Here is a 17,915-nt window from a genome sequence, read left to right as displayed (position 1 = left end):
AATCTTTTTGAAAGGTGATAATCTTAAAACTAAAATTAGAAAAAATGCATCAGTTTTCAGATAATGCAACTAGGGGAATTAAAGCTATTAGTTCGGCGTGAATATGTTTTATAGGTTCAATTATGATAGTGAAAAATAAACTACTTAAGTCTATTTTATGAAAAAATCTGAAATGAACAAAATTTTAATTGAAAGAATTTCATTGGAAAGTCTGAGAAAAATTTTAAATGAAAATAATGCTTATGATTTAGATATTTTTGAAGATGTTAATTCTCTAGTTTTTAAATTTGATAATATTAGAGTAGATGCTGATTTATATGAAGTATTGGTTTATGTTTGTAAGATAGATATTTTATCTTTGGATAATTTGAAAATAGCATATTATAAGACTGTTTTTGATATGGATTATAATATTGTTGATGATTTTTTTGTCTCTCTAACAGATTGATCTGTAAATAATTTATTCTTATCTTCTCAATTTTATATACTCATTAACTAAGATGAACATCTCAAAACTATAATTTTATATTTTGTAGTTAATTGCACCCTCATAATGGTCAATGTAAAAACGGATCAACCATGTGATGCTCCACTTCCTAAAGACCATAAATTCACTAAATAGAATTTGTAGCACCTATAAATTATTTTGGGTGCCTTTAAAAAAAAGTTTTAGTAGTTAGAAATCCATATAAAAATTTGGATTGAGTTAGCCAGATTTAGATTGCAGCTTAATTTTATATTTCATAGTGTCTTGGGACTGAATCCTCATTTTCTACTATTTAATCTTTAGCATGCTGTTTTTTCTCAAAATCATGAACCATTCGAATACGCTCTTCAGTTGCAGGATGAGAGGATAGAGTATCAAGGACAGCTGTAGATAGTTTATTAGTTGAAGATTCTTCTTGAGAAGTTGGTGGGGTGGACTGATTTTTTTTATCGATACCTTCTTCTGTTGTATCGCTTAAACGTTGTAAGAAATTTGCGAAGTGCGAGACTTCGATATGTTTCCTATCCATTAGCTGTAAAGCATATAGATCGGCTTCGGACTCAAATTTACGTGAGTAATTTGCACCAATCATAGCAGCCGGTAATGACGTAAATAAGTCTGAACTATCTCCTGTCATTGCAATGTATAAGATACTTAGGCCTAAACTCGTTAACCCTTGTTGTAAACTATGGCGATAAACCAAATGGCCTTGTTCATGGGCTAATACGCCTAAGATTTCCTGATTAGTATGTGCCATTTTGATCAGTTCATCTGTGATAATAATTGTATTGTTGGGTAGCGCTACAGCATTTGCCCCTAATTGATCGCCTTTACGGAAGACTAATTTGGCTGGTCTGTTTTCAGCAACAGTATTCAAATACTGTTTAGTAATTTGGTCTTTTTGAGCTTGTGCTAATTGGCTGGGTGCAGTCCAATTATTTAATACATAATTCTCGGCTTCATCACCTAGTTTCTTTAAAGTATTCTCAGGTAATTGAAAAGCAAGATAATGGGATGTAGCTGGAACCCCCCATTTGACTAGACTGATCGCGAAAGTAATCACAAAAACTACACTAAAAAGAATAAGAGCTGGAGAACGTTCAAATTTCCAGATCGAATGTTGAACCTTTTTAGTTGCATAATTAAACCATTCAGGTAATGCACTATGAAATTCAATCCGTGCATCATCAGATAATTCAATCACTGGATGTAACTGTCCCAGCGCACCAATCAATTTCATATCAGTATATTGATAATGACGCTGAAGTTCTAATTGCTCACCATACCGAATGAGAACTTCAGATTCAGATTGAGCTGAAATCTGACCACGGTATGGTTTAGACACTATGCCATCATAGAAAATGATATCTACTGCTTGGGACATAAATTATTAAACTCAAATTATTATAGAGAGATGTCAATATCAAAAATATCACTGATTTCTTCAGCTAAAGCACTTTGTTCTTGCTGAGCGAGATTCATCATTTGATCTGGATCATCTAATAAAATTAAACTCATCGATTCAATCTGATATTTGTGAATACGAACTGCAGCCCAAGCAGACATTAAGCCTATGGTTAAGATTTTTACAATCCAGTTTGAAGCTACAATCCATGCAAAACGCCATTGATTACAGTCTGTTTTAAATTGACTGTTTCCAACTGTAGTATTGTTCCATGTCGTAATAAAAAGACGTGCAGCAATTAATGGATAAATAAATAATCCAATAAATGCATATACCATAAACATTCCGAAGACTACAGCGTTCGGTGAGAACCCAGAAATTGTTCCTGCAATACCAAAGTAAATGATTGAAAAAATAGCAATTATACCAATTGCAATAAAAACTGGTATATAAACTGCAGCCATATAAGCAGACCATTTCGCGTTTAATTTAAAATTTAATTGTCCGGCATATAAGTTGTTAAGATAATATTTTTTATATAGCCAAATAGCTACAGGCGTAAAGATTCCTAATGTGAAAATATATACCAATATACTCAAAAGGAAGACTTTATAAGATTCTTTTATCGTTCCACCAAAATAAAAACGTGCGTTGCCGAACTTACTATTTCTTGCAGTAAAACGTAAAGTAGCGCGAATTAGCCAAGGTACTGCTGTATATAGTGCAACTAGTCCAACCACAGTCGCAATCATTGAATACTGTGATGAAATTGCAAATACTGCGTAAATTCCTAATGCAATCAAACGTCCAATCAAAATCTTGGTTGGAATGCCTGTAAAATCAAAGCGGCGTTCAAAAAATTCTGTATTGCCATAGAAATAGCGTAAACGACGAACTTTAGCCCACGGTGCATATAAGCTTAAAGTAATAATAGTCAAAAGAATATTAACGATCCAGATTCCAAAATATTCTGAGGCTTTACCATGAAACTTAAAATGATAAATTCCTGATTGTGAAATTGGTGGGGGCGTAATATTTTGATCCTCATTCAAATTTTGAGGAGATGAGGGTAAAGCTTGTTCTTGCATTTTATTCTCTTTATTGAAACTAAATGATCTTGATTGAATGTAATAGATAATTAGAAAGCTATTGAGAACATTATATATTTTTTATAAATTGAAAGAAATAGAATGAAAAGCAAACAACACTTTACTAGCATCTTTTTGTTGAATTGTTCAGAGCAAAAAGCTTATCGCGAGAAGTATACATAATAGGTTTAAAGGGATATTGGTGCTTTATTGCGATTGTAAATTTAGTAGTAATTCTAATTTGAACTGAAATTTTTCTGCATCATTCATTTCATCAATTACAATATTTTATATTCTAATTTTACCTGTTGAAACTAATATATCTATATAAATTTCAATCCCGTTAAAAACCCCTCTTTAACAATACCTCACCCATTATTTACCCTTACTTTTTAATGATCTATTTTAAAACAAATGTCGTTTTGTGTGCTTGACTGTAAAAGGGTAGAGCACTATCCTTTGCCTGCTGGCCACATTGCCAGTCGGTTGTCGCAGACCGTCTCATAGAAGCATTAAAGGTTTTATACTTTTAGTGTGTACACCCTCGCGCCCCCTCTACGGTGGAACGGGAGGGGGACACCCTCGGGTGTGCTGGATCTATGACCAGTCTGCGAACCCCCTTTCGTTCTGCCACCATAATTTTAATGTTTTGGCAGAACTCCCTATAAAAAGGAGTTGGCTTTGCATATTCATCATTTCTTGGCAGCCTTTGCCAAAGTCTATATCGACACAACTTAAACTTTTAGAGCAGTTTGAAAGTCACTAGGCTTTTCAGACTTTAATTCGTCTCAACCAAAAACTTAATCAACAATAAAACTTGAGATGTGCCAAGCACAGTCTTTACGGCTTTGCTATGCCTTTTATTTGCTCAAAAAAGTATCTCATTTATACACAACAAAAATTTATTTTAAAACGGTAAAACTATGCCACATTCAGATCTTCCATTTCGTGCTTTAAGTGTGCTTCATACATCCCGATATCTTTTTAACAATTATGGCTTTCACAAAGTCGGGGTCGACCGAATTATTGAGTCAGCAAAAGTTCCCAAAGCCACTTTTTATAATTACTTTCACTCAAAAGAACGCCTTATTGAAATGAGTCTGTCCTTTCAAAAAGATGGTCTTAAACAAGAAGTACTTTCAATCATCTACGTTCAGAAAGAATTAACTGTAATTGAAAAACTTAGGAAAATTTACTTTTTACATACAGATTTAGACGGGCTTTATCATTTGCCTTTTAAAGCTATTTTTGAAATTGCGAAAACACATCCCAAGGCGTATCAGACCGTAATTGACTATCGAAATTGGCTAATCAATGAAATCTATAATTTGCTTTTAATAACCAATTCAAATGCTTCAAAACAAGATGCGCACATGTTTTTGTTTGTGATTGATGGGGCAATGGTTCAGCTTTTAGATCGGAACAAACCAGATGAAAGAGAAAGGCTTTTAGATTATTTTTTAATGCAGTTTATTTAGGGCAAATGAATAACTTAAATGACACAGCTTATAGATAGATTGTTTTAATCAGGATTTTTGATTTTTTAAGCCAAACAGATCGTTTGGCTTTTTTATTTCTAGAGTTTAACTTCTATTTATTCAGACTCATTTAGGTCACGTTCACGACATGACAATTCATAGTAGTTCCCTTTAGGTAATGAACTGATTTTAAACCCATAGTAATCACTATCTGGCTCCTTAGGGCTAATATTACATTGATTAGTTTTTGCAAATTGTTGAATCAATTTCAAGTTAGATGTTTCTTTAAAAACAGCTCCCCAACCTTCGCTAACACAACATCCCACATATTCAGACATATATTCATCTGAGATTAGTACAATGTTTTGCCCCATAAATTGATAAGGCTTTTTTAACTTGTATACATCATTATAATCTGCTCTTGAAATATTGGCTTTTTTTGCTATAAAGCCTTGTTGTTTAAGTGTTTTAAAACTTAAAAAATCCTGATTACCAGTACCAAGTCCTCGATACACTGAACTATTATCTGCTGCAAAACTATATGAGCTGAGAATGCTAAGTAAACTAAAAAATAATATTTTTTTCATTTTAACTTTCAGAAGTTATATTAGCTCGCAATTCTTTCATATGTTTTTAGTAGCGTAAAGTGAATTGCTCATTTTGATTGCACATAGAAATGTTCCTAGAGTAGTGTTCGCACTCAGCACTAATAACCTAGTAGTCGTATCAAACATTGCTTGATTTATCCTGATACTTTTTAGATTTTAGAAAAAATAAAACGCTATACGATTCCTATAATCAAATATTCATAAAATAAAAATGTGGTGTGATATAAAATTTGTCTTTTATTAAAAAACTTAATTTAAGTAAGAGTAGTATTTTTACTCAATGGTTAAATTGCTGGATTGTTTGACAGTCTTTTTGTATATAATATGTATTCTTTATATTTTGTAACCATTATAGAGTAAACATGAAAAAAATATTAATCATTACTACTTTGAGTTCTTTCAGTTTAATTGCGTGTTCAACTACTGAAACTTCAAGAACGATCCAAAGCCCACAAGTAGCTGTAGCTACATCTCAAATTAAATATACCGGAGTAAAAGCTCCAGTTTCTATTGGTAAATTTGATAATCGCTCTAGTTATATGAGAGGTGTTTTCTCTGACAATGTAGATCGTCTAGGTGGGCAAGCGAAAACTATTCTTGAGACACATTTACAGCAAACTGGTTATTTTACAGTTTTAAATCGCGATAATTTATCTGAAATTAAACAAGAAGTTGGTTATAGCAATACAAGCCAATCTATTAAAGGCGCGCGTTATGTCATTACTGGTGATGTATCTGAGTTTGGTCGAAAAGAAGTAGGCGATCAGCAATTATTTGGTATTTTAGGTCGCGGTAAAGAGCAAGTTGCTTATGCAAAAGTTAACTTAAATGTTGTTGATGTAAAAACATCAGAAGTTGTGCATTCCGTACAAGGTGCAGGTGAATATGCATTAGGTGCTCGTGAAGTATTAGGTTTTGGCTCTACAGCTTCTTATGATTCTACTTTAAATGGCAAAGTACTCGATTTAGCTGTTCGTGAAGCAGTTAATAATCTTGTGACAGATATTCAAAATAACCGTTGGTCAGTTCAATAATTTTGGATATGTGTTAAATGAAAAAAATTCTTTTAAGCAGTTTTCTTGCTATGGGATTGGTTGGTTGTGCTGCTGGTCCTCAGCCTTTATATAATTGGGGAACTTATACTCATCAAACCTATTTGATGTATAACGCACCTGAAAAAGCTACACCAAGTGCGCAAATCACAAAATTAGAAGCTGAGATTGAAAAAACTAAAGGCAAGGGCTTAGCTGTTCCACCGGGTTTATATGCTCATTTGGGATTGTTATATTTACAAGAAAATAATTCTCAAAAAGCAATCGAGTATTTCCAGCTTGAACGTCAAGTATATCCAGAGTCTACAGTTTTAATGGATCGTTTATTGCAAAAAATGAATGCGAATGGTGGGTATACAAAATCATGATTAAGAAATTTTTAATTGCTGGTTTGGTTATTTCTAGCCTTGCATTTACAGGATGTGCTGTTACTCCACCGCCTAATAAAGATATTACAGCTTATAAAGCGCATATGCCAAAATCAATTTTGGTATTACCGCCAGTCAATGATTCGCCTGATGTAAAAGCGACTTATAGTTATTGGCCTACTGTGGTGGCGCCTGTTGCAGAAGCTGGCTATTACGTTTTTCCAATCTCTGTTGTAGACAATATGTTTAAAGAGAATGGTGTTACTAATGGCAGTGATGCTCAGTCTATCTCACCTCAGAAATTACAAGAGATTTTTGGCGCAGATGCTGCTTTATATATTCGCATTAAAGAATATGGTTCTAAATATCAGGTGATTCAAAGTGTCGCGACAGTAAGTGCTGATGCAAAGCTCGTTGATTTAAAAACTGGAGATGTGATTTGGACAGGTGAGAAAAAACTTGTTCAAGCAAGTAATGATGGCAACGCGGGTTTAATCGGAATGGTCGTCGGTGCTTTAGTTGAACAGATTGCTGGCAGCTTTAATGATCGGGCTTATCCATTATCAAGTATGGTAAATACTCAACTATTTACTCCGACTACTTATAATCCTGGTATGGGATTGTTATATGGCCCACGTTCACCGAAGTATCAACAAGATGGTGTTGTAGCTAAGTAAATTAAATTCTTAGCTAAAGTGTTAATTTATTGAAAATAGGCTGCTTCATATATTAATTATATGGAGCGCTATATAAAAATTATTATTCCAGATGGTTTATAAATTTTTGGTTAGGCAGGAGAGCTAGAGCAACTAGTTCTCCTACTTAATTTGATCTACTTCTTTTGTTTAAAACGGTATTTACATTTTAGGCAGCGGTAATCCTGAAAAATGTTCTTATCGATCATCACGCCAGCTTTTTTACCAAAAATATTACCGACCACACCGCCAGTAATTCCTGCACTAATTGCACCGACAAAAGTTCCTACAGTTCCGCCAACAATCACACCTAAAGGACCAGCAATCGTACCAATAGCTGCTCCAACAGAAGCGCCAGTTGCTGCACCACCTACAGTACCTGCCGTTGTGCCAGCAGCTGTCAGTAAAACACCGCCAGTTGTTCTAAGTAATTTGTCATGGTCACGTGCTTCAACTTCTGTAGAACCACACTTAGGACATTGCAGAGTTTTTTCCATAAAATTTCCTGTCTTTCATCATTGAGTGACACAGTTGACGGCGCTAAATCAGTAAAGTGGGTAAAGAACCTGTCTTACGATGGAGTGTCTTTTGCCTATTGAGTGATTGCAACAATAAACTGGTCTGCTTTGATTTTAGCTGAACATGAGCACAAATATTTATAGATCATGTAAACACTTGTACTTTAATAATTATCTCATTAAATACCAATGTTTAGAATGACTAAGGGTTACATATCAATGTGCCTAGCAGAGAACCATTCAACAATGATGAATAGAATGTGAATGGTTTTTCGAGTAGATTTTCTGAAGTTACTTAGGGAGACGAGCTGTTAAATAATAAAAGGCTTATCCTGTTTGAATAAGCCTTCTTTGAATATTAGAGTGCTTTTTTCCAACTTAAAAATTTATATAGCCCAAACATGAAAGTGATCCAGATCGGAAGTAAAATCACCGATTTTTCAAATCCTTGAGTCCACATAATATATAAAATCATGCCAATAAATATCAAAACGATATAATTACTTAAAGGCGAAAATAGCGCAGGGAATTTGACAGCTTTACCTTCAAGTTTCATCGCACGTTTAAATTTTAAATGGGTAAAGCTAATAATGGCCCAGTTTAAAACCAGTGCAGCCACGGCCATATACATGAGATAGCTTAAAGCTTGTTCTGGTACGAAATAGTTAAGTAATACACAACCAAAAATCAGAATAGAAGAGAAGATAACGGCAGCTTTAGGAACACCTTGTTTGCTCACTTGTGCAAAAACTTTTGGAGCATGGCCCTGTACTGCAAGCCCATATAACATACGGCTGTTGGCATACATGCCGCTGTTATAAACCGAAAGTGCAGCAGTCAAAATAATAAAGTTGAGTAAATGTGCCGCCCAACCAATACCAAGTTGGCTAAAAATCATCACAAATGGGCTTTTATCTAAACCACCGAGGTCAAGCTGATTCCACGGAATAAGTGACATAATGATGGCAAGCGAAGCCACATAAAAAATCAAGATTCGAAAGATGACTTGGTTAATGGCTTGTGGAATACTTTTTTCAGGATTTTCGGCTTCAGCAGCAGTCATCCCAATCAGTTCAATACCGCCAAAGGCGAACATTAAAAAGGCGAGCATATAAAACAGGCCCGAGAACCCGTGCGGGAAAAATCCGCCATGCTGCCATAGGTTTGCAAAGCTAGCTGTAGAGTCGCTACCCGCTGTAAGCAGTAAATATAGACCAAAAACAATCATTGAAATGACAGCAGCGACTTTAATAATGGCTAACCAAAATTCAGATTCACCATAAAATTTAACATTGCCCAAGTTCAAACATGTGACTAGAACAAAGAAAAATAAAGCTGATATCCAAGCGGGAATATGGGGCCACCAGTAATGCACATATTTAGCGACCGCTGTTAGTTCTGTCATTGCAACCAGAATATAAACAACCCAATAGTTCCAGCCCGATAAAAAACCTGGGAATCTTCCCCAATACTTTTGTGCAAAGTAACTAAAGGAACCAACCACAGGTTCTTCTACAATCATTTCACCCATTTGGCGCATAATTAAAAATGCGACCAAACCAACGATGGCATAACCTAAAATGATTGAAGGACCAGCGGACTGGATGACTTGTGCAGAACCTAAAAATAGTCCTGTACCTACAGCACCACCCATAGCGATTAACTGGATGTGACGATTTTTAAGTCCACGTTTTAATTGGGAAGATGAGTTGCTCAAAATATATGCGCTGAATTATAAATCTGGCGCTATTGTAATAGATTGGTTAGGGATAACCTAGTTTGAAAAGGATTTTACTCAGTTAAATAAAAAAGGATCCGTACAAAGCTATACGAATCCTTTTTCTGAAAATTAGTGGTTCTATAAATTAGAAAGACACCATTTTGCCAGGGTTTAACATTGCACCGATTCCATACATGCTTTTGGCTAATGGAATGACAACGGGTGCAAGGGTACGGCCAAACATAATATTTTGATGGTCAATTTTAGATAACATTTCAAAGTCGTTAGATTGCCCAACAAAATCACTTGCGATGGCTTTACCAATGCGTACTGTCTGTGCAACGCCGTGACCGCTCCAGCCGTGAACAGCATAAATCGGGAACTTATTGCCAAACTTACGGCTATCAACTGCACCATTCACAGTTAAATCAGTAGTTCCACTCCAAACAAAATCCATCTCTAGATTTTTAATTTGAGGGAATACTGTATGAATTCGGTGCTCTAGATAATTTAAAGTTTTCTCTGGCCCCCAACATGTTCCAGTACCTTGACCACCAAATAGTAAACGGTTGTTAAACACGGGGCGGTAGTAATCAATTTGGAACTGAGTGTCATAAACCGGATGTCCAAAGGGAAGAAGCTCTTTTGTATCAAGCTCTAGCGGAGCAGTGGTTGCCACATAGGTATAAAACGGAATAGTCGTATTGTTTTGTTCAGATAAAAGTTTAAATGAAGCATGATGAACAGCTAAAACTACAGATTTTTTAGCTTTTACGACTGCATTGGCTGTTTGAACATAAATACCATCTGGTTTTTCTTCTATCGAAATGACTTCTGTTTGCTCATAAACAGAACCGCCGTTTTGGCAAAAGCCATAAATTAAGCCACGGTTCAAAGCTAAAGGATGAATTTGTCCACCCAACTCATCAATTAAACCGCCCGTATAATAATCAGACTTAATATAGTCCATGAGTTCGTGTTTACCCACAATGCGGGTATGGTCTTCACCTAAATATTTTCGTGCATCGGCACCTTGGGTCAGACCCACTAAATGTCCTTCATGAACGGCGGCAGTAATGTGACCATATTTTCGGTCAAAGTTAAGTTTGTATTTTTCCGAGATGTCATCAATGAGTTGCATCGCTTCTGTAGAGGTAAAATGCCAAAGTTTTTTTGCATCTTCATAACCTAATCGATCGGCCATTTCTTGAGCTTCCCAGCGTGCCAAACCAGGGGTAAGTTGTCCGCCATTTCTGCCAGAGGCTGCACTACCAATACGATTTTTTTCTAATAAGACAGTATCTACACCTTGTTCAGCTAAATGTAAGGCTGTCGATGAACCTAATAAACCACCACCAATAACAACCACATCGCATTCTAAATCGACTTTTAAACTGTCAAATGTATGCCAATCAGAAAGTGAGCTTTCATAGTAGTTCGCTGGATTATCTACCGATGTTCCTTCTACTGTTGTTGTGTCAAATTTTGCATGTTTTGGATTTAACCAGCTCCATTCTTTACCCACTTGTAGAGATTTACTTGGTTTATATTCCACGTCTTTTAAAAACTGGGGTTTAGAAATAATGTTCATGATGAATTTCCTTAAAAATTAATAAGCATTACTAATAGCAATACTTTGTTTTTTAATCGTTTTATAGATAAATAGAAGAATGCCTAAAGATAACCAGAAACATCCGAAAGTCAGTGAGGATGAGTCAAGGTTAAGCCAGAGACAAATAATGCTGATGACTGATATAAGCGGCAAAAATAGGTTTAGAAATTTATTTTTAAACCCTGAGCGCTGTTTATCTTTAATATAAAATTTCATAAAAACTGAGAAGTTTACGGCTGTAAAAGCGACCAGAGCACCAAAGCTAATGAGACTGACGACTTGTGCTAAATCTAGAAAAACCGCGGACATCGAAATAAGACCAACAAATAAAACCGAAAAAAATGGTGTACCTAAGGAGATATGAATTGTCCCAAAATACTTTTTGGGAAAAATATTGTCAGTGCCCATTATATAGAGTAAACGTGAAGCACTGGCATGAGAGGCAAGGCCAGAGGCGACAGTGTTCATAATTTGTCCGCATAAGAATATGGACTGGAAAAAAGCCCCGCCCACATAAAGCACAATTTCAGGAAGCGCTTCAGTAGGGTGCTGGAAGCGAAGATTATTTGGAAAATAAAGCTGGATAAACCAAGCGGCGGTAAAGAAAATGAATCCACCAGCAAGTGTTGTTAACATGACTGCTCGGGGAATATTTTTGGTGGGTTGTTTGGTTTCATTTGAAAGCGTGGTAACAGCATCAAAACCTAAAAATGAAAAGCACAAAACTGAGGCACCCGCAACGAGCGGTAGTATAGATTGGTGCTCATGCCAGAGGGGAGCCAAGGTAAGCACATGCTCATAACCTTGACTCGAGCCAATGCCCTGAATCACTAAATAGACAAAGATAACCATGAGTATGATGGGTGCAAACACAAACAACAGGCTTAAATTGGCCAGTAAGCGAATACGGAAACAGTTCACTAAGGTGACTAAGCTCGCCGACACAAGCACCCAAAACCAGTAAGGCAGACTTGGAATGAGGGCAGTGAGATAAATTGCGGCAAGCAAAACATTAATGAGTGGTAATAACAGATAGTCGAGTAGGGAGCACCAACCGACAAAAAAGCCACTTTTAGGGCCTAGGCTTTCAGCAGTATAGCTATATGCCGAGCCTGATTTTTCTGAAGTTTTACTGAATCTTGCATAGCTCCAAGCGGTGAGTAACATGGCACCAAGTGCGAGTAAATATGCAAGTGGCACGTGACCATTGGTAATTCCAGAGACAATGCCGAAAGTATCAAACACTGTCATTGGCGTCATGTAGGCAATACCAATAATCGTGACTTGCCAAAGAGACAGTTTTTTTAAGGAAGACGTTTTATTTTCCATGTCATTTCAACCTCAAATTTCGTTGTTTTGCTTTTCATCCGGAAAAGCGATGCTATTTTTGAGCCAAAACTTCCCCAAGACCTGAATGAGCAAGTCTGTTTGAAGAAAGTTTGAACAAAAGCCAGAGGCTTTAGGTGCTGTTTCGCTTTGGTGATGCCCTAAAGCAAGGTCAAATATTTAGTATTTTTGACTTTGCTCTAGATAACGACCAATTGAAAAGATTGACACGGTTGTGAGAGAACCTGCTCGGGGCTTTGTCCTCTAAATAGTGTGCCTGTCCTGATGGTGACGTCATTTGACGTAATGACTCGAGAAGAATCGTTGATCACGATTGCTTTTTGTTTAATGTTTTTAAGCTTCGGCATAAGAAGTTTTTCGAGTGCGGAAACTAAAATGTCGGTGGCAATCACACCGATAAATTGATCACGAATCATGACCGGATGGGCAAGGGTGATGGTATATGCACCATTACAAATATAATCGACATAAGGTCCATGGATGCACGGACTTTTATTTTGAGCAGGTTTATGGAACCACTCAAAAGAGCGAAAATCTAAAAATCGCTGAGCATTTTGATAGTTTTCAAGTTTGGCTTGTTGTAACTGATCTTCTTTTTTATACCACCATTCGAGTGTCCAATAATCTTGTTCTTCTTGCGTTGCAGGACTATAACTTGCAAAGCCGATACCTTGACTGTAATGGCTTTCCTGTAATGCCTTTTTAATTTCTTTTTGCAAAGCTGAACGTTCTGAACCTGAAAGCTTAACGTCTTTTGTTTTTTCAGGTTCATGTTTTGACAGAATTTTGCTCGCTTTAGCCGCCAGTTTTTCTGTAATGGCTGTCGTTTCCTCAACCACCGTCTTTAACAAATTTTGAAGCTCTTCTATATCTAAATGTTGGGTCATTCCTATAACTCCTAAAATTCCGTATTTCTCACTCGATATTTGATAAGCGCTCTGTTTTATTATTTTTATTCGATAGATAACTTATATCGAAGCATTTGGTCTGTTAGCATCGAAATAATTTTTCGTGCTTGAATAACAGCATCATCTTCATTGCCTTGAACAAAAGATGATAAAAGTTGGTGGTATTGCGCGACGACCAATTGATGAAAATGATCATCTTGATAAAGCACTGCGATGAGCGGAGCCCATTCGGCTTGTATTGTTAACTCTTGATTTGCTAGTCGAGCTGATTGGGCAAAAGAGGTGAGAGTGAGCAAGCAACGTAAATCAAGCTGGGCACGAGTGTCTGCTTCAACGGCTTGTTCAAATTGTTCAATAAGCTCTTTGATTTTGCCCAGTTCATATTCAGTGGTTCTTTGTGCTGCCAAATAGGCACCATGGCTTAAAATTGCACTATGAAATTCACCTAGATCAGCAAGATATTCATTTGAAGCTTGACGCAAAGGATGTTTGTTTAAGAGTAAGTCGGAAGGTAACTCACAAACAAAACTTCCGCCGTTTCGTCCGCGTCGTGTATCAATCAGACCTTTTACCCGTAAAGTATTTAACGCTTCACGAACGGTAATCGGTGACACTCCCATTAAGCGAGCTAAATCCGCCTCGTTAGGAAGTTGTTCATTGCTTTTGAGCAATCCAGAGATAATTGCATTTTCCAAGCGTTCAACAACTTGTTCCGAGCGAGTTGCCTGAGCGATAGGTGCAAAAATTATCGTATATGCTGACATGGCGAATTCTCTAAAAGCTAAGTCAGTGACTTAGCTTAATGAAACGGATAAATGATTAAAACACGCCATATTGATGGACTGCCTGTTCATCTTCAGGCACAGCCGGTATTGCATCCCAAAGTTCAACAATTTTGCCATTATCTACACGCCACAATTCAAAATAGGCATGTCGATTTCCAGCAATATTTCCTTCAGAATGTGTCAATACAAATTGACCATCAGCAATGGAGCGATGAGTTTTGGAGTATACCAAACCTTGCCCTTCATTACGGATATTGTTCAAAAAATCAATTACTGCCTTAACGCCATCCCCAATATCTGGGCTATGCTGAATGAACTGATCGCCGTGGGTGTATTCTTTAAATGCTTCGTAATTGCCATCAATTAATGACTTCTTAAAGAAAGAGGTCACAATCTCACGATTTTCCTCTGGGTCATGGTGAGTTACGATTTCGGTTGGACCATCTAATTGTGTTCTGCCACTCACATTCGGAGCTGCTTCTGCTACCAGTCCATCCCAATGTTCTACAATTTTGCCGTCTTTCACTCGGTAAATATCAAAGCCAACTAATGGGTTTTCATCTAATCCCTGAAAGCGCCCATGAATTGCAACCAAGTCACCATCTGCCAATACTCGCACGGCTTCATGTTGCATGTCGGGGCAGTCTTCTACCAGTTGGCGAAGACCTGAAATACCGTTGGCAACCAGTGGCGAGTGCTCAATAAAGTCTTCCGAAAAATAACGGTCTAAAGCAGTAGTGTCATGTAAATTAAATAACTCGTGGTGCGCCTTACTCACAAAGTCTTTCATTTCTTGTTTATTCATTTTGATCTCCTTTCAAATCTGATTTTTATTATTCATTTGAACTCATTACATGTTTAACGCGAGTATATTCTTCAAAACCGTAGCCTGATAAATCTTTACCATAACCTGATTTTTTGAAGCCACCGTGTGGCATTTCTGCAGTTAGAGGAATATGGGTGTTAATCCAAACGGTTCCGAAATCAAGTTCACGAGACAGGCGAGTTGCGCGTGCATGATCTTTGGTCCAGACACTTGAAGCTAGGCCATATTCAATGTCGTTGGCTTTTTCAATGGCATCATTTTCATCTGTAAATTTTTGAACAGTAATGACTGGTCCAAAAATTTCATTTTGAATTGCTTCATCGTGTTGTTTTAAACCACTAATCACAGTTGGTTCAAAATAGAAGCCTGGACGATCGGCTTGCTTGCCACCAGTTTCAACTTTGGCGTGAGCAGGTAAGTTGTCAATAAAGGTTTTGACATTCTTTAATTGATTAGCGTTGTTGAGTGGACCATAAAGTGCGTCTTGATCATCTGGTTCACCAAAACGTGTATTTTTTGCCGCTTCAATTAATTTACCTAAAAATTCATCGTGAACTGCTTCAGCAACAATTACGCGTGTTGCAGCAGTACAGTCTTGTCCTGCGTTGAAGTAACCTGTTAAAGCAATCATTTCAACCGCTTTATCGATGTCGGCATCTTCAAAAACAACAACAGGTGCTTTACCACCAAGCTCAAGGTGGGCTTTCGCTAAATTTGCAGCAGCAGAAGCTGCAACTTGTAAGCCTGCACGAACCGAACCTGTAATAGAAACGAGCGCAGGTGTTTTATGCGATACAACTTTTGAACCCACCTGAGCTTGGCCTAACACTACATTAAATGCGCCTTTAGGGAAAAATGGTGCGGCAATTTCTGCAAGCAAAAGTGTGCTTTCAGGAGTGGTATCACTTGGTTTAAGCACCACAGTATTACCAGCTGCTAAAGCAGGCGCAATTTTCCAGACAGCCATCATGAGTGGATAGTTCCAAGGTGTAACTTGGCCCACTACACCGACTGGTTCACGGCGAATAGAAGAGGTTAAACCTTCTAAATATTCACCTGAAGCTGTGCCATTGAGTAAGCGGGCAGCGCCTGCAAAGAAGCGAACCTGATCTGCCGATGCACCCACTTCTTCAGATGCAATTAAGTGTTTTAATTGACCCGTATTACGACTTTGCGCCTCAATTAAACGCTCTGCATTTGCTTCAATCGCATCTGCTAGATTAAGTAACGCTTTTTGACGCGTTGAAGGTGTACTGCGTCCCCAAATTTTAAATGCTTCTTTTGCAGCAGCGTAAGCAGCATCCACTTCTGCCTCGGTTGCGTTAGGCGATTGACCATAAACTTCGCCAGTCACCGGACTTACCAAGTCGAAATAATCATTTCCTTTGCTAGCAACATATTCGCCGTTAATAAAGTGTTTTAGTTGAGTTTTAGCCATTTTTTATACCTTGTCCTTAGGTTTTAACATATAACATATAAGACTATATGTATTATGTTTTAAATTTTCTGTCAAATGCTTTGATGAGGGGAGTGAGCGAAAAAAGTTTGAATTTAAGTCAAATTAGATTTTAAGTTTTTGATTTGATTATTTAAAAAAAGTTAAAAATTTATTGAAGTTTTTTAGAGCAGGTTCATTGTCGTAATAGTTTTGTTGATTTGACGAAAGACAATAGAAGAATTTTTCTAATCGAGAGCAGCTTGATGAGCCAAACCTTATGCTTAGCTCATCAATTTTTCGTTCTTATGATTTGAAATTAAAGTGAGTTATCAGGTCTTATGACTCGCAAGCAGGATGCTGGTTTCACTGTTATAAATACCTGAAATGTTCCTGATTCTTTCTAAAACTTTGTCGAAGTTTTCTAAAGTGTCAGAACGTAGCTCGACCAAAATGTCCCATTTGCCATTGGTTTTATGCAAACATTCCACGGCACTTTCTAGGCGTAATTCTTTAATCACAGACTGCGCTTTGGTCCCTTCGACCATAATGCTCATCCATGCGCGGATGACATTTCGTTCTGCATTGGGTTTAAACCGTACCGTATATCCAGTAATGATGCCCGAAGACTCTAAATACTCGATTCTCTTTTTGACCGTTGCTCTTGAAACGTGAACTTTTTCGGCTAACTCGGTAACAGACATCCGTGCGTTATCTTTAAGCAAACCTAAAATAATTTGATCAATGTTATCCATATTGTAATTGTCAATTATCAGATTGCTAAAAAATAATTCATTTTTTACTGAATTACAAATTTTGTGAATCAATTTGATTTTGAATAATAGGGTCATCAACTAACCCTAATAATTTTAATTTAATGGACTAGATAAGATGAATAATTTTGCAGTTTCTCGTAGTGACTTTAACGAGTGGATGGTTCCAGTTTTTGCACCAGCAAATTTCATTCCTGTACGTGGTGAAGGTTCACGTATCTGGGATCAAGAAAATAAAGAATATATCGATTTTGCAGGCGGGATTGCAGTAAACGCATTAGGTCATGCGCATCCAGTGGCAGTAAATGCTTTAACAGAACAAGCAAAAAAACTTTGGCATGTGGGCAATGGTTATACAAATGAACCTGTTCTACGCCTTGCAAAACAACTCACTGAAAATACATTTGCAGACAAAGTTTTCTTCTGTAATTCAGGCGCTGAAGCGAACGAAGCGGCACTAAAACTTGCACGTAAAGTGGGTTTAGACAGTGGTGTTGCTGGCAAAAGTGGCATTGTGGCATTTAAAAATGCTTTCCATGGCCGTACGTTATTTACCGTTTCAGCAGGCGGTCAACCTAAATATTCACAAGACTTTGCACCGCTTCCAAATGGTATCAACCATGTTGCCTTTAATGATTTAGATGCAGCAAAAGCGGTGATTAATGAGCAAACATGTGCGGTTATTGTTGAGCCAATCCAAGGTGAAGGCGGCGTTATTCCTGCTGACATCGAATTTTTAAAAGGCTTACGCGCACTGTGTGATGAGTTTGGTGCCTTACTTATTTTTGATGAAGTACAAACTGGTGTAGG

18 protein-coding genes and 1 pseudogene are annotated in these 17,915 nt (G+C 37.1%); 7 read left to right on the top strand and 12 right to left on the bottom strand.

Annotated features, from left to right (window positions below; all coding sequences use genetic code 11):
• Positions 1-157 precede the first annotated feature (157 nt).
• Together BMW38_RS09505 and BMW38_RS19605 are read left to right on the top strand one after the other, a co-directional pair.
• Positions 158-448 (top strand): hypothetical protein, encoded by a 291-nt coding sequence (locus BMW38_RS09505; protein ID WP_244524342.1) that lies wholly within the window; start codon positions 158-160, stop codon positions 446-448.
• A 99-nt stretch (positions 449-547) separates the two neighbouring features.
• Positions 548-622: pseudogene (locus tag BMW38_RS19605) on the top strand (hypothetical protein); the annotation flags it as partial.
• Positions 623-779: 157 nt separating this feature from the next.
• On the opposite strand, the gene BMW38_RS09495 reads toward BMW38_RS19605, so the two are convergent.
• Together BMW38_RS09495 and BMW38_RS09490 are read right to left on the bottom strand one after the other, a co-directional pair.
• Entirely contained in the window at positions 780-1,871 is a 1,092-nt protein-coding gene (locus BMW38_RS09495; RefSeq protein ID WP_213031133.1) for a M48 family metallopeptidase, read from the bottom strand.
• Positions 1,872-1,891: 20 nt separating this feature from the next.
• Positions 1,892-2,980: a YjgN family protein gene (locus BMW38_RS09490; RefSeq protein WP_092707485.1), complete on the bottom strand. Its 1,089-nt coding sequence runs from the start codon at positions 2,978-2,980 to the stop codon at positions 1,892-1,894.
• 923 nt (positions 2,981-3,903) lie between these two features.
• On the opposite strand from BMW38_RS09490, the gene BMW38_RS09485 reads away from it, so the two are divergent.
• A complete protein-coding gene (locus BMW38_RS09485; protein WP_092707483.1) occupies positions 3,904-4,458 on the top strand; it encodes a TetR/AcrR family transcriptional regulator in 555 nt (184 codons plus the stop codon).
• Positions 4,459-4,574: 116 nt separating this feature from the next.
• Here the strand turns inward: BMW38_RS09485 and BMW38_RS09480 are convergent, their stop codons facing one another.
• A complete protein-coding gene (locus tag BMW38_RS09480) occupies positions 4,575-5,045 on the bottom strand; it encodes a hypothetical protein (RefSeq protein ID WP_092707481.1) in 471 nt (156 codons plus the stop codon).
• Between the two features lie 383 nt (positions 5,046-5,428).
• Between BMW38_RS09480 and BMW38_RS09475 the strand changes: the two genes are divergently transcribed.
• Genes BMW38_RS09475 through BMW38_RS09465 form a run of 3 tightly spaced genes read left to right on the top strand, consistent with a single transcriptional unit; the run spans position 5,429 to position 7,163 of the window.
• The gene (locus BMW38_RS09475) at positions 5,429-6,100 is read left to right on the top strand and encodes a CsgG/HfaB family protein (protein WP_005048277.1); all 672 of its coding nucleotides are present in this window, start codon (positions 5,429-5,431) and stop codon (positions 6,098-6,100) included.
• 17 nt (positions 6,101-6,117) lie between these two features.
• Positions 6,118-6,486, top strand: coding sequence for a DUF4810 domain-containing protein (locus BMW38_RS09470; protein ID WP_092707479.1), 369 nt, complete (start codon positions 6,118-6,120; stop codon positions 6,484-6,486).
• Positions 6,483-7,163, top strand: a complete 681-nt coding sequence (locus BMW38_RS09465) for a DUF799 domain-containing protein (protein ID WP_045434453.1) — start codon at positions 6,483-6,485, stop codon at positions 7,161-7,163. Before BMW38_RS09470 ends, BMW38_RS09465 begins: the two co-directional genes overlap by 4 nt.
• A 155-nt stretch (positions 7,164-7,318) precedes the next feature.
• On the opposite strand, the gene BMW38_RS09460 is transcribed toward BMW38_RS09465, so the two are convergent.
• From BMW38_RS09460 to BMW38_RS09420, 9 genes are all read right to left on the bottom strand, one after another.
• Positions 7,319-7,678, bottom strand: coding sequence for a hypothetical protein (locus tag BMW38_RS09460; RefSeq protein WP_004641933.1), 360 nt, complete (start codon positions 7,676-7,678; stop codon positions 7,319-7,321).
• Between the two features lie 379 nt (positions 7,679-8,057).
• Positions 8,058-9,416 carry an amino acid permease gene (locus BMW38_RS09455; RefSeq protein WP_092707477.1) on the bottom strand — a complete coding sequence of 453 codons (1,359 nt, stop codon included), beginning with the start codon at positions 9,414-9,416 and terminating at the stop codon, positions 8,058-8,060.
• Between the two features lie 148 nt (positions 9,417-9,564).
• Positions 9,565-11,010 carry an NAD(P)/FAD-dependent oxidoreductase gene (locus tag BMW38_RS09450; protein WP_092707475.1) on the bottom strand — a complete coding sequence of 482 codons (1,446 nt, stop codon included), beginning with the start codon at positions 11,008-11,010 and terminating at the stop codon, positions 9,565-9,567.
• 18 nt (positions 11,011-11,028) lie between these two features.
• A complete protein-coding gene (locus BMW38_RS09445; RefSeq protein WP_092707473.1) occupies positions 11,029-12,360 on the bottom strand; it encodes an APC family permease in 1,332 nt (443 codons plus the stop codon).
• 197 nt (positions 12,361-12,557) lie between these two features.
• Positions 12,558-13,265 (bottom strand): cache domain-containing protein, encoded by a 708-nt coding sequence (locus BMW38_RS09440; RefSeq protein WP_092707471.1) that lies wholly within the window; start codon positions 13,263-13,265, stop codon positions 12,558-12,560.
• Between the two features lie 65 nt (positions 13,266-13,330).
• Entirely contained in the window at positions 13,331-14,050 is a 720-nt protein-coding gene (locus tag BMW38_RS09435; protein WP_004641942.1) for a FadR/GntR family transcriptional regulator, read from the bottom strand.
• Between the two features lie 55 nt (positions 14,051-14,105).
• Positions 14,106-14,876, bottom strand: a complete 771-nt coding sequence (locus BMW38_RS09430) for a nuclear transport factor 2 family protein (protein ID WP_003652774.1) — start codon at positions 14,874-14,876, stop codon at positions 14,106-14,108.
• 28 nt (positions 14,877-14,904) lie between these two features.
• Entirely contained in the window at positions 14,905-16,335 is a 1,431-nt protein-coding gene (locus BMW38_RS09425) for a gamma-aminobutyraldehyde dehydrogenase (RefSeq protein ID WP_056478623.1), read from the bottom strand.
• Between the two features lie 329 nt (positions 16,336-16,664).
• Complete coding sequence (locus tag BMW38_RS09420; protein ID WP_002120489.1) at positions 16,665-17,087, bottom strand: Lrp/AsnC family transcriptional regulator; 423 nt, start codon at positions 17,085-17,087, stop codon at positions 16,665-16,667.
• Positions 17,088-17,223: 136 nt separating this feature from the next.
• Here BMW38_RS09420 and BMW38_RS09415 point away from each other — a divergent pair.
• On the top strand, positions 17,224-17,915 hold a 692-nt coding region (locus BMW38_RS09415; RefSeq protein ID WP_139193535.1), incomplete at its 3' end, for an aminotransferase class III-fold pyridoxal phosphate-dependent enzyme.

Origin of the sequence: Acinetobacter sp. yr461, assembly GCF_900110445.1 — a bacterium.
In the GTDB taxonomy this organism is placed as follows: Bacteria; Pseudomonadota; Gammaproteobacteria; order Pseudomonadales; family Moraxellaceae; genus Acinetobacter; species Acinetobacter calcoaceticus.
Note: the sequence above shows the minus strand (reverse complement) of the source record. Positions and strands in the feature narration are given on the sequence as shown.